Genomic DNA, 12223 nt, shown 5'->3' on the forward strand with positions numbered 1-12223 from the left:
GCGGTCAAAAAAAGCTTCGCGGCTCTTGCCACCCGGAGAAAAAAACGTCTTCCAGTTCGGTCGAGAGCCAGTGGTAAACGGGGAGATGCAGCTCCTGGATTTCGGCGACGTTATCGGACGGAACCTTGATCGCGATGTCGGCGAGTGGCGCGAGATCGCCGCCAGTGCGTCCCGTGAGGGCGATGGATTTCAAGCCGAACGCCTTCGCCACGATCACCGCGTTGCAGACGTTCTTCGCCCGGCCTGAGGTGCTGATGGCAAGGAGCACGTCGCCCGGCCGGCCAAGCCCGTAAACCTGTTGGGCGAAGGTCAGATCGTAATCGCCGTCATTCGCCGTCGCGGTCATCAACGCCGTTTGGGACGGCAACGAAATCGCCGCCAACGCTCCCTCCAGGCGACCGGCGATATCCTTCCCGCCGCTAGCCTCGAGCTTCGCGGCGTCCGTCGCCGGAAGCCGCCGCCGTTTCAGAAAACCTTTCATCAGCTCGCCGACCAGATGGTCGCTGTCGGCCGCGCTCCCGCCGTTGCCGCAAACAAGGAGTTTGTTCCCGTTGCGGAATGTCGCTGCCAGCAGCTCGAAGGCGGCGGACAATTCTCCTTTGCACGCCTCCAGGGTTGGATAGCGCTCCAGAAGCGAAGGCAGCCCGGTGTTCACCCGCCTACTTTGGCGCGTCTCCGCCCGGTCCGCGAATTATCCAGCGCAACACCACCGCGAGCAGGGAGAGCGCGATAATCACTTCCGCCCAGAAGAACGCGAGGAAATCGCTCATCGTCCCGATAGGCGGGGTGCCCGGCTGGCTGTTGCGCAGCGCTGGGAAGGCAAAGAGAAGCGCCCCGAGGAACGAGAACATCGAGATCTCGATCTTGCGATGGCCGGCAAAAACGCGGAAGACCAGGCAGAGGACCCCGATCACCAGCGCCCACATCGCGATCATAATGAAAACGGAAAAGAAAACCGCCGTCGTCGCGCGCTGAATGCTGATGTCGATGACCGCGTGATCCGGCGTGTTTTCCTTGGCGATTTCGGTGTCGAGACGAAGCCCGGCGACCGAGCCGCGCATTTCGACCGCCATCGGGATCGCTTCGGCAGAAGCGGGCTCGCCGCCCTTGCCCGCAGATGGTTCAAAGAAAAACGACAGCTCCGCGGAATGCGAGTCGAAGGGGTAATCCATCGGCTCGCCATCGTAGATTTCGACGACGGCCTCGACTGGATTCATCCGTTTCCCTTTTTTGAATTCGTGAACGTTTTTCCCCGTGGCGCTCGAAACATAAAGATCGAGATCGCGCGAGAGCATTCCGCCATCACCGGAAGCGAACGAACCATGTGGACTGAACTCGAGCCGCACTACGACGTCGCCTTTGATCGGGTCGGCCGTCACGATACGACCGCTGACATCGATGCGGTTCTCGCCGGCTTTCGCGGTGTCCGCGACCAGCTCGGCGGAGCGGTTCGCACCTTCATTGCGGTAAGCGTTGAGAACGAAGACGTAAAGGCCCGCGAAAATGAGCAGCAGGACAATACCGACCATCATTGGCTTCTTTGATTTCGTCGTCTCTTCCATGGCTATGACTCTTGGTTTGTTTGGTTAACCCAACAGGTTATTCGGTGAGTGGCCGATGCTGCCGCGCGGCTTGTCAGCAGACAAGATTTCTTTTCCTGCGGCGACGAGCATGGGGTTCAAGGGCAGATTGTGGGTCAACGGCGATCGATTTTGCGGATCGAACACACGGGTCTGGCGGGAAAAGTTTTTCCCTCAAATAATAACGTTGACAGAATCTTGCCGAAATTCGTAATCAAGCGCCCATGAAGCGACTTCTTGCCGGATCACCATTCTTTTTCATCGTCACAGGTTTGCTCGCGCAAACTTCGACTGACACACCAGCCGACCTCAGTGGGGCGGCCGCCGCCGGCATTTTTGGCGGTGTCTGCATCGTCCAACTGCTCATGATCGCCATCTGGATTTTTGTCGCGATCTGGATCATGCGCGATGCGAAGAAGCGCCAGTCGCCGAACGCCACTCTGGTGACAGTTTTAGGTTGGCTCATCTGGCCGGTGGGACTGATCGTCCACCTGGTTACCCGCCCGAAGACGATTCCTGGCGGAAACCCGTAGCCGTTAAGGCGCGGTTAGCAGATTTCATCGCCGCCCTGTGCAAGCAGGTGCGGCGATGTCTGCGTACGGAAGATGCGTTTCGCTCCCCGGCCTGGGGGCAGGCCGGCTCCAGTGCGCGGCTCCAAGGCGCTAATTGCATTGACAGCAACTTGCGGAAAATCTTATGGATGGACGCATGAAGCGACTCATCTTCGGCTTTCCGGTCCTTTTTGGTGCCGCGAATTTGCTTGCGCAGCGGGATTCGCCCAGCCCCAGCCATACTCTGAGCGCCGAAGATGCCGCCGCGGTGACGGGTGCGGCCGGCCTCGGCCTGACTTGTTGCATTCTTTACGTGCTGTTGATCCTGGTGAGCATCGGGGCCTGGATTTTCACGGCGATCTGGATCATGAAGGACGCCAAGAGCCGCAATTCTGAAAATGCCCAGTTAGTGACGATCCTCGGCTGGATTCCAGCTACCTGGGTTATCGGGTTGATTGTCCACCTCGTGACGCGTCCGAAAGGCAACCTCGTCCCATGCCCGCACTGCGGAAAGAAGCGCCTGGAAGGCCTAGCGACGTGTCCGCATTGCGGCCAGCCGTAGCACGCCGGCGCCGGATTATTCTCATCGTGGCGGCGGTCCTCGCGATCGCCGCGCTTTGCGATTGGATGCGACCGCCGGAGAAGCAAGTCTCGGTGGTTCTCTATCGAGAAGTCGTCATAAAAGGCTACCGCCTTCTTCTTCAGCCTTGGGGAAAGCATTTTGTCCGATGCCGTTTCCGGCCGACTTGCTCGGAATATTCGAAATGGGCGGTGCAGATTCACGGTTTCCCCAAAGGCCTTTGGCTCACGACGTCGCGGTTGTTTCGCTGCATGCCGTGGGTGCCATTTGGAACGGAGGATCCAGTTCCGCCGAGAGAGGAGAAATCTCACGCGAAGGTCACAACGGATAGATTTTCGAAGGGGTTCTTAACCGCGGATTACGCGGATGACTCGGATGGCGAAGAAGAGCAACAGGGAATTGTCGACGGACCAATAACAGTTCCCCATCCGTGCAATCCGCGTAATCCGCGGTAAGATCCGCCGGTTGCCTTAGAATAACCTCGACAATAGTCGGCACCGCGAACAGAACCTCACCATGAAATTTCGCATCGCCGCTCTCGCCGCCAGCCTCTTCGTCAGCCTCATTCTTCCTCTTGAAGCCAGGAGCGTAAAATTTCCGGACGAAGAGCCGGTTTTTCAATTCAAGTTACCCGACGGTTGGTCAATGACGGTGGACAAGGACGGCGACCTGGTTTGCAAATCGGGAGATGATCCCGGGATCACGCTCAACGTGAACAAAATGAACCAGACCTTCGGGAAGGTGAAAGAGTCGCTTCCCGATTTGGGCAAGACCTTCACGAAAGCGGCGAAGATGACCGGGGTCGAATCCAAGGACTTGGGCGACGACACGAACAAGAATGGCGTGAAGGGAACGATCTACGTCGTGAAAGGCAAATCATCAGGCCAGGCCATCACGGCGGAGTTGCTGGCGATCGAGCCCAAAGATGGAGAGAATGCTTACTTCATCATGTTCAGCGGGCTGGCGGCAGCCATGCAAAAGCATGGCGAGGACATCGGCGCCATCATCGATTCGATTAAAACGATCGAATAAAAAACCTCACCCAAGGGGATTTTCTTAACCGCGGATTCCGCGGATGACTCGGATGGAATTGTAGCCACAGCGTTGTGTCGCCGTGTCCGGTTTCTGGTCCTCTTCCCCATCCGTGTCATCCGCGTAATCCGCGGAGATTCTTGTCCGCTTCCTAACGCGGACCAGCCTGCTCGATCTCGATCAGATGCGGCATGATCATGTCATGGGCGTGCTGGAGGGATTTGAAGAGAATGAGGTAAAACGTCCCGACCACCAGAAGGAGCGCGGTGCCGGTAACGAAATGGTGGGAGCGGACCCGTTCCCAGCGCGGGGCGAACGCGATAAGTCCAAACGCCGTCAGAACAACAATGACTCCGTCGAAACTGGCCCGCTGCCAGTAGCTCCCGCCGAGATTCAGCCACATTCCGAACTCATCGAACGTGAGGCCCATGGCCAGTCCGTAGAGAAGCGCCCAGAGCCCGCGCCTCTCGCGGGGCCAAGGCGCGAAGAGAAGGACTGCGGCGGTGGTCGAGAGAAGAAAGATTCCGTAATTGAGGTGGTGCACATGCGTGCCGCCGGCGTGGAAGAAGAGATTCGGCATCCGGCGTGTCATGATGAGAATCACGCAGACGCGCGAGATCACGAAGGTAAGAAGAAACGCGATGAAGGTGAGCCTGGCCAGGTGCCGGATCGGACGCGGCGGAAGGTTATTTTTCCGGGTGAGCTTCTGCCGCAGTTCAGACCAATTCATATGCTTGGAGATCAACCGCGGATTACGCGGATGACACGGATAGGAAGAAAGCAAAAAATATTTCGAAAAGTAAATTTCTTATCCGAGCAATCCGCGTAATCCGCGGGCGCAGATTGCCTCATCCTGGCGATTCCAATCCCTGAAACAAAGAGGATTGAACCGCGGATGACTCGGATGGGGAAATGGTGGGGACGGCGCGCTGCGCTGTCGGCGTGATGAGCTCTCCGATTCGATAACGGACGGCGCAGCGCGCCGTCCCTACCTTCAATCCTTATCCGAGTTATCCGTGTAATCCGCGGTCCAATTTCTTTTGGTTGTTAGGCCTGCAAAAAATTTTTAAAAAAAAGCTGGACAGGATTTTGCGCGCCAAATAAAAAGCGATTCCCAACAACCCGATCTCCAACCCCGAATCCCTCACCCCAAGCCCACTCTACTCTTCCACTCCCTTTCAACTCGTTGCGCGAGCTCCCTCGCCCTCACCTAACTCAACCGGCTAACACACCATGTCTGAACCTTTTCTTGGTGAAATTAAAATCATGGCCTTCGGCTACGCCCCGCGGAACTGGGCGATGTGCAACGGCCAATTCCTGCCCATCAACCAGAACCAGGCGCTCTTCTCGCTCCTCGGCACAATGTACGGTGGCAATGGCCAGACCACCTTTGCCCTGCCCGATCTGCGAGGCCAGACGCCGATCCACTTTAATAAGAACACCCAGGGAACAAAAGGCGGCGAGAAGGCGCATACCCTCTCGCTTTCCGAGTTGCCGACCCACCAGCATGCATTGAATGGCACCACGGCCGCCGACAGCCAGATTATTCCGGGCTCAGCCATGCTGGGGACATCGGCGGCGACCGATCCGATTTATGCAAATCCCGCGTCCCTGGTGGCAATGGATCCCACTTCGATCAGCAATGTCGGCGGCAGCCAGGCGCACGAGAATATGCAGCCGTTTCTGACGCTGAACTTTTGCATAGCTCTGATCGGTATTTTCCCATCTCAGAACTAAGGAGAAAATCATGTCAAATCCATTCATAGGTGAAATCAGAATGTTCGGGGGCAACTTTGCACCCGCCGGCTGGGCGTTCTGCGAGGGGCAGTTGCTGCCCATTTCGGAAAATGACGCGTTGTTCACCCTCATCGGCACGACCTATGGCGGCGACGGCCAGGAGACCTTTGCTCTCCCCGACCTGCGTGGTCGCCTCCCTATTCATCAGGGCAACGGCTTCGTCCTGGCGCAAACGGGAGGGACGGAAGAGGTCACGCTCACGGTGCAGCAAATCCCATCGCACACTCATGCCCTCCTGGCTTCGAGTGCCGCAGCGAACTCAACCGCGGCGACTAACATGGTCCCGGCCAAGCCGGACAAGAATCTATACCGCCCGGGTCCGGCTAATGTTCCCATGGCTGCTCAAGCTGTCGGCCCAGCGGGTGGCAGCCAGCCGCACACCAATTTTCAGCCGTACCTGTGCATCAATTTTATCATTTCATTGTTCGGAATTTTCCCGCCACCAAGTTAGGAGAAAAATATGGCAAACCCATTTGTAGCTGAAATTCGTATCTTCGGTTTTAAGTTCGCGCCTAAAGGCTGGGCCTTTTGCAACGGGCAAATCCTGCCCATCTCGCAGAACACCGCCCTCTTCTCCCTGCTGGGAACGACCTACGGAGGCAATGGCCAAAGTACCTTCGCGTTGCCCAATATGCAGGACAGCGCGCCCATGCAACCCGGGCAGGGCCCCGGCCTCTCCCTGCACGATCTCGGAGAAGTGAGTGGAAGTGACACGGTAACGTTGCTGACCTCGGAAATGCCGTCCCATCCCCACACGTTGCAGTGTGTTACCAGCTTTGCCGGGAGCGCTAATCTCCCGACCGGTAATGTCCTAGCCAAGACGGTCGATCCATTTCAGCCCTACACGCCGACGGTTAGCCCGTTGGGCCAAATGGCGTTTCAGGATCTTGCTCCGGCGGGAGGCAGCCTGCCGCATAATAACATGATGCCGTTCCTGACGCTGAACTTCTGCATCGCGTTGCAGGGAGTGTTTCCGCCGAGAGGGTAAAGAGAGTGACATGTGACGTGTGACATGTGACGAGTCCGGATGGACGAGTCGCCGTCACTCAGACCGATCACGCCGGGGGACGATTCGTTTCTCGCCCGCCTGTATGCCAGTACTCGGGCGGAGGAACTGGCGGTCACCGGTTGGAGCGAGGAGCAGAAAGCGATGTTCTGCCGGATGCAGTTCAACGCGCAGACCGCAGATTACCAAAGGAATTACCCTGATGCTTCGTTCCAGATCATCGAGCGCGGTGGGGTCGCGGCGGGAAGGTTGTTGGTTAGGCGTTCGGACGAAGCCGTCCATGTGATCGACATTGCGCTTTTGCCTGAACATCGCGGTGCGGGTATTGGGACGAAGCTGCTAAAGGAGTTGCAGGAGGAAGCGACGGCGGCCGGCAAGCCCCTGACGATTCACGTCGAACGTTTCAATCCCGCGATGCGGTTGTATCAGCGGCTCGGGTTCCGGCAAATAGAAGACAAAGGGGTCTATTTGCTGATGAGTTGGGAGGATTGAACCGCGGATTACGCGGATTACTCGGATGAAGAAGATTTATTCTCTCGCAGCCATTCTGAACCCCTCCCCATCCGTGCGATCCGCGTAATCCGCGGTTGTCCCGATTTGAACTTCAGTTGAAGACAGCTTCGAGCGTGCTGCTGTTCGCATCAGCGGCTATCTGGACGAGGAAGATTTCCATCTCGCCGAGTTCGGCGTGGCGCATTCGGTAGGTTCCCTGCGGGAAACGCAGGTTCCGATCGATCCGAAAGGTCAGGTTGAACGATTGCCGCGCCGGCGCGGGCTGATCGGGCCCCCACGGTTTCGCCTCGATCAATTTTACCGGGAGCACGCCGTCGGGGAAGACGACCTCGAAATCCTGGTTCAGGCAGGCGGCGAATTGTTCACAGCGAACTTTGTCGAGAAGAAGCATGGGGGAATCTCACACCAAGGTCACAAAGGGACACAACGTTTTTCTTCCTGGCTTTTCTAACCGCGGATTACGGGGATGGCACGGATAGGGAAGAGAATTCCTAATTCCGAGGTTTTCCAGCTTCCTCATCCGAGAAATCCGCGTAATCCGCGGTCCAATTCTGTTCCCGCGTGATTTCTGGTGACGTCGAAAATAATTCTCGACACGTTTCCGCGTTTTCTCTAAAAACCTCACCGTGACTGCCCTCCGGAGTTTATCCTCTCAGAATTCACGTAAAACGCCGGTTAACGGCATCTGACCTGCTCAATCCACGACGCCATGCAATCCTACTCCACCCCTTTTATTCATCGCCTGACTTCCACGCCGCTTAGGGCAGCTTTTCGCGGCCTTCTTGTGGCCAGTTTGTTCGCCGGCTTTTTGATCCCGCTAGCCGCCATAGGCGCGCCAACTATTTCTGCGACTCAGGACGACGGCACGGCTGCCGCGACGCGCAAACTCGTCGGCCAGCAAATCGATTATACGACGGTCATCTCGAATACCGCCGCGGTCATTGTCGGCAGCACGGCGAACGACGCTACCAGCGTGATATTGACCAACAATACGCCGGCGAACACGACCGACGTCGGAACGGTGACCATCTCGCCGATCGCCTTCGATGACGACTATCCGCAGACAATCATCGGGAATGTCTCGATCAATTCGGCCAATATTCCCTACAGCGTTTTTAGCAACGACTTTGCCGGCACGCCTGCGGCGACAACAATCTCCGCCTTCGACGCGACCAGCGTGCAGGGCGGTCAGGTCACAATGGTCACCGCCGCGGGCGCCACCCTTGGCCAATTCACCTACAATCCACCCCCGGGGTTCGAAGGGACGGACACTTTCACCTACACGCTGACCAATAGCGCGGGCAGTTCGGTCGGCACGGTCCGGCTCACTGTCACTGGCATGGTTTGGTTTATTAACAACGCCGCGTCGGCCTGCACGACGGTCGCTGCTGGTTGCGGACGTCTTTCCAATCCATTTAGCACTCTTGCTGCATTTAATAGTGCCAACGGCGTGGCCGACGCCGGCCTCGTCCACAACCCGGCGGCAAACGACAACATCTTCATTTTTGAAAGCGCCACCGGATACAGCGGCGCGGTCACGCTGGTGTCTGGTCAGAAGCTAATCGGCCAGGATGCGACGGCCACGCTCGCCGTCATCACGGGACTTACGCCACCGAGCGGCAGCGCCGCATTCCCTGCGATGAATACCGGCGGGAACAACAGCACCATTACGAGCACGGTAACGCTCAACACAAATACGACCGTCCGCGGTCTCAGCATCAGTTCGACAACCAACACCGGAATGAACGACCCGGCCGGTGCGATTACCGGCGTCAATGTTAGCGAGGTCGATGTGACCACGACTACTGGCACCGGCGTTAGCCTGGCCAACATTGCCGGAACGTTGAGCTTTGATGGCTTGACGACGTCTGGCGGAACCGGTGCCGACCTCACGGGAAGCAATGGCAGCGCGACTTTCAACTTCACCGGTGTGACCATCAGTTCGGGCGGAAACACCGGCTTCAATGCGACCGGCGGGGGCACCGTAAATATCACCGGTGCGTCCAACACTCTCACCAGCACAACCGGCGTCGCGCTCAATGTCGTTAACACCACCATCGGCGCGAGCGGGCTGACTTTCCGCAGTATTTCGGTGACGGGGAATAATACGCTTCCGGCGAGCGGCATTATTCTAAACACCACCGGCAGTGGCGGGCTCAAGGTGACGGGCAACGCTGGAGTTTGCACGCCAGCAACGCAGACCTGCACCGGCGGCACGATTCAGGGCACGGGTTCTCATGGCGTAAATCTCACGGCCGTGTCGAACATCGAGTTCAACCTCGTTTCAATTAAGAATACCGGGGACCACGGCCTCTTTGGCGATGGGGTAAACAACTTCACGCTTCGTGACAGTATCGTTTTTAATTTCGGCAATGCATCGGCAAGCGGGCCGGGCGGACCCAGCGAAGATGGGCTGCACTTCGAGTCGACGAATAATGCCAACACCGCCGCCGGTCACGGCCTCACTGGCACGGTCACCTTCCAACGCAACACGATCGGACCAGACGGTCACTTCGTTCTGACTCCGAATCCGCCGACGCCGGAGAACAAGGGTATCGTCATTCGCAACCACAATGACGTGAACCTGGCCATGACCGTCACCGGGATGAAGTTTTTTCAGATTTCAAACGACGGTATTGACGCTGACGTCTCAGACGGTACCGCCACGCTTAACGTGGATGGAAGCACCGCGGATGGAGCCAACGACTTCAGTCAGATCAACGGACGCGCGGTTACCTTCCAAGGTCCGGTCGACAACGCGGCGGCCCGGGTCCTCGACCTGACGATCAAGAACAACACCTTTACCAGCGTTGGCATCGGCGGGCGCTGGCTCGCAGGAGGGCGGTGCACCATGAATGCTCGCTTCACTAACAACGTGATGACGAGCACGACCAACGATGCCATTCGCTCGATCGCCGATGCCAGCATCGCGACTCTAACCCCGCACGCCACGACCAATGCGACGATTACCGGCAACAACTTTGGTGGCGGCTCTGCGTTCATCGCCCACCACCGTCAGGCGGTCGGCAACATAGCCTTCAACAACAACACCAACATCGGCAACGTCGGCGGTATCCTGGTGACCGCCGAGGTTAGATCGACTGTCGGCATCGACATTCTCAGCAACTCCGCGACGGTCAGCGGCAACGCGGGCCGTAACGCCCTGTATATTCAGACCGCCAACAACGGCGTGGCGGGGACCGACAACTCGACCATTTGCGCCAACATTAGCGGCAACAATTTCTCCGAAAGTCCGAACAACACCGGTTTCCAGTCCACCATCGTTCTGGACACGGTCAGCAACCAGGGTGTGATTAACCTGGAAAACTGGAATGGCAGCAGCCCGACCTACGACGTTTTCCTGAGCAATCAAAACACGCTCAGCGGCGGCACACCGAACGTAATTGCCGATAATCCGGCCAACATCCATGCCGGCGCAAACTGTGTGACTTCGACGCCGTTGATGTTCGCTTCGGGTGGTGTGCCCTCAGTCGCCACCAAATCCACTCCGCGAGGAAGCGCTTCGGATTCAGCGGCGGGCGAGGCAAAGATCGTGAGTGGCGGCGCCGACCGGAGGGAAGACGCTGCCCCTGCCGCCGCCGAACATGCCAAGCCTGAAATTCAATCCGCGACGCTTACTCGGGAGCAAATCGAGTCGATCGTGGTTGAAGCCAAGAGACGCTGGGCGGCGACCGGTTTGAGTTCTGAGCAAGGGGCCGCGCTCGACCGCTTGCAATTCGATGTGGCTGACCTGGCGGCGTTGTATCTTGGCTCTGCGGGAGCCGACCATATCAAGCTCAATCGCAAGGCCGGCGACCAAGAGTGGTTCGTGGATGCCCCGCCGATGACCGATGGGCAGTTTGGCAAAGTTATTTCGGCGACGCAGCGCTTCACCGAACCCGAAGCTGCGCCCGCTGGCCGCGTCGACCTTCTCACGGCGATCATGCACGAAATGGGTCATGCTCTCGGCCTGCCGGATTCGTATGACGTGAAGGATCGCGAAAACGTGATGTATGGTTTCCTCACCAGCGGTGAACGGCGTTTGCCGGCCAATGGGCAGGCCATTGGCGCAGTCCCCGGCTCGCTGTCGGGCGCACCGCATTTCCTTGGCTCGCCGGTGAACATCGGCACGCTGCCGCCGAACAAGAGCGTGACGATCAAGTTCTCGGTGACCGTTGGTCCAATCACCGGCAATCCGCAATCCGTTTCCAGCCAGGGAACGGTCAGCGGCAGTAACTTCGCCAACGTTTTGACAGACGATCCGACCGTGGGTGGCGGAGCAGACCCAACCGTAACCCTGCTCGGCATTGCGCCGGCCTTCACGAGTGCGAACGCGACCACGTTCACCGTCGGCACCAACGGCAACTTTAGTGTGACCGCGAACGGCGCACCGCCGCCGACTTTCACCAAGACCGGTACCTTGCCGACTGGCGTCACCCTGGATTCGAATGGGCTGTTGCACGGAACTCCGGCGGCCGGCACCGGCGGCACCTATCCGATCACGATTACCGCGACGAATGCCATCGCGCCCGACGCGATGCAGAGCTTTACTCTCACGGTCAATCAGCCGCCCGCCGTTACGAGCGCGAACAATACGACCTTTACGGTGGGAACCGCGGGCACCTTCACGGTCACGACCACTGGGTTCCCAACCGGAGCCACCATGGTGATAAGTGAAACGGGAGCGCTGCCAAGTGGGGTGACGTTCACCAACAACAATGACGGCACCGCCACCTTGGCTGGCACGCCCGGGGCCGGAACCGGTGGCACCTACCCGATCACGATCACGGCCAACAACGGCGTCGCGCCGAACGGCACTCAGAGTTTCACCCTGACGGTGAACCAGGCGCCTGCGATCACGAGCGCCGCGAATACGACCTTTACGGTTGGAACCGCCGGGACATTCAGTGTCACGACCACCGGGTTCCCGACTAATGCCAGTATGGTGATTGGGGAAACCGGAGCTCTGCCGAGCGGAGTAACCTTCACCAACAACAATAATGGCACCGCGACGTTGGCCGGCACCCCCGGGGCCGGAACCGGTGGAACTTATCCGATCACGATCACGGCGAACAACGGCGTTGGCAGTGCCGCGATGCAAAGCTTCACCCTGACGGTGAACCAGGCGCCTGCGATCACAAGCGCGAACAATACGACCTTTACG

12 protein-coding genes are annotated in these 12223 nt (G+C 58.3%); 8 read left to right on the forward strand and 4 right to left on the reverse strand.

Features of this window, described 5'->3' with window-relative positions:
- Positions 1 to 4: 4 nt before the first annotated feature.
- On the reverse strand, positions 5 to 655 hold the full coding sequence (locus VJU77_09365) for an SIS domain-containing protein (GenBank protein HKP03553.1): 651 nt from the start codon (positions 653 to 655) through the stop codon (positions 5 to 7).
- A 4-nt stretch (positions 656 to 659) separates the two neighbouring features.
- A complete protein-coding gene (locus VJU77_09370) occupies positions 660 to 1562 on the reverse strand; it encodes a DUF4436 family protein (protein ID HKP03554.1) in 903 nt (300 codons plus the stop codon).
- A 242-nt stretch (positions 1563 to 1804) separates the two neighbouring features.
- On the opposite strand from VJU77_09370, the gene VJU77_09375 reads away from it, so the two are divergent.
- From VJU77_09375 to VJU77_09385, 3 genes are all read left to right on the forward strand, one after another.
- Positions 1805 to 2113, forward strand: a complete 309-nt coding sequence (locus tag VJU77_09375) for a hypothetical protein (protein ID HKP03555.1) — start codon at positions 1805 to 1807, stop codon at positions 2111 to 2113.
- 175 nt (positions 2114 to 2288) lie between these two features.
- Positions 2289 to 2693: a hypothetical protein gene (locus VJU77_09380; GenBank protein ID HKP03556.1), complete on the forward strand. Its 405-nt coding sequence runs from the start codon at positions 2289 to 2291 to the stop codon at positions 2691 to 2693.
- Positions 2694 to 3227: 534 nt separating this feature from the next.
- Positions 3228 to 3743: a hypothetical protein gene (locus VJU77_09385; GenBank protein HKP03557.1), complete on the forward strand. Its 516-nt coding sequence runs from the start codon at positions 3228 to 3230 to the stop codon at positions 3741 to 3743.
- 151 nt (positions 3744 to 3894) lie between these two features.
- Here the strand turns inward: VJU77_09385 and VJU77_09390 are convergent, their stop codons facing one another.
- Positions 3895 to 4473: a hypothetical protein gene (locus tag VJU77_09390; GenBank protein ID HKP03558.1), complete on the reverse strand. Its 579-nt coding sequence runs from the start codon at positions 4471 to 4473 to the stop codon at positions 3895 to 3897.
- Positions 4474 to 4976: 503 nt separating this feature from the next.
- On the opposite strand from VJU77_09390, the gene VJU77_09395 reads away from it, so the two are divergent.
- Genes VJU77_09395 through VJU77_09410 form a run of 4 tightly spaced genes read left to right on the forward strand, consistent with a single transcriptional unit; the run spans position 4977 to position 7038 of the window.
- Positions 4977 to 5480, forward strand: a complete 504-nt coding sequence (locus tag VJU77_09395; protein HKP03559.1) for a tail fiber protein — start codon at positions 4977 to 4979, stop codon at positions 5478 to 5480.
- A 10-nt stretch (positions 5481 to 5490) separates the two neighbouring features.
- On the forward strand, positions 5491 to 5991 hold the full coding sequence (locus tag VJU77_09400; protein ID HKP03560.1) for a tail fiber protein: 501 nt from the start codon (positions 5491 to 5493) through the stop codon (positions 5989 to 5991).
- Between the two features lie 9 nt (positions 5992 to 6000).
- Positions 6001 to 6528: a tail fiber protein gene (locus VJU77_09405; protein ID HKP03561.1), complete on the forward strand. Its 528-nt coding sequence runs from the start codon at positions 6001 to 6003 to the stop codon at positions 6526 to 6528.
- A gap of 39 nt (positions 6529 to 6567) precedes the next feature.
- Positions 6568 to 7038, forward strand: a complete 471-nt coding sequence (locus tag VJU77_09410) for a GNAT family N-acetyltransferase (GenBank protein HKP03562.1) — start codon at positions 6568 to 6570, stop codon at positions 7036 to 7038.
- Positions 7039 to 7150: 112 nt separating this feature from the next.
- Here the strand turns inward: VJU77_09410 and VJU77_09415 are convergent, their stop codons facing one another.
- The gene (locus VJU77_09415; GenBank protein ID HKP03563.1) at positions 7151 to 7450 is read right to left on the reverse strand and encodes a hypothetical protein; all 300 of its coding nucleotides are present in this window, start codon (positions 7448 to 7450) and stop codon (positions 7151 to 7153) included.
- A gap of 318 nt (positions 7451 to 7768) precedes the next feature.
- Here VJU77_09415 and VJU77_09420 point away from each other — a divergent pair.
- The coding region (locus VJU77_09420) for a putative Ig domain-containing protein (protein HKP03564.1) at positions 7769 to 12223 on the forward strand (4455 nt) is incomplete at its 3' end.

It is taken from the genome of Chthoniobacterales bacterium (genome assembly GCA_035274845.1).
In the GTDB taxonomy this organism is placed as follows: Bacteria; Verrucomicrobiota; Verrucomicrobiia; order Chthoniobacterales; family UBA10450; genus AV80.

Excerpts from the sequence above, each read along its gene's own strand:
- VJU77_09370 (HKP03554.1), bottom strand. The coding sequence starts at position 1,562 with ATGGAAGAGACGACGAAATCAAAGAAGCCAATGATGGTCGGTATTGTC.
- VJU77_09375 (HKP03555.1), top strand. The coding sequence starts at position 1,805 with ATGAAGCGACTTCTTGCCGGATCACCATTCTTTTTCATCGTCACAGGT.
- VJU77_09380 (HKP03556.1), top strand. The coding sequence starts at position 2,289 with ATGAAGCGACTCATCTTCGGCTTTCCGGTCCTTTTTGGTGCCGCGAAT.
- VJU77_09385 (HKP03557.1), top strand. The coding sequence starts at position 3,228 with ATGAAATTTCGCATCGCCGCTCTCGCCGCCAGCCTCTTCGTCAGCCTC.
- VJU77_09390 (HKP03558.1), bottom strand. The coding sequence starts at position 4,473 with ATGAATTGGTCTGAACTGCGGCAGAAGCTCACCCGGAAAAATAACCTT.
- VJU77_09395 (HKP03559.1), top strand. The coding sequence starts at position 4,977 with ATGTCTGAACCTTTTCTTGGTGAAATTAAAATCATGGCCTTCGGCTAC.
- VJU77_09400 (HKP03560.1), top strand. The coding sequence starts at position 5,491 with ATGTCAAATCCATTCATAGGTGAAATCAGAATGTTCGGGGGCAACTTT.
- VJU77_09405 (HKP03561.1), top strand. The coding sequence starts at position 6,001 with ATGGCAAACCCATTTGTAGCTGAAATTCGTATCTTCGGTTTTAAGTTC.
- VJU77_09410 (HKP03562.1), top strand. The coding sequence starts at position 6,568 with ATGGACGAGTCGCCGTCACTCAGACCGATCACGCCGGGGGACGATTCG.
- VJU77_09415 (HKP03563.1), bottom strand. The coding sequence starts at position 7,450 with ATGCTTCTTCTCGACAAAGTTCGCTGTGAACAATTCGCCGCCTGCCTG.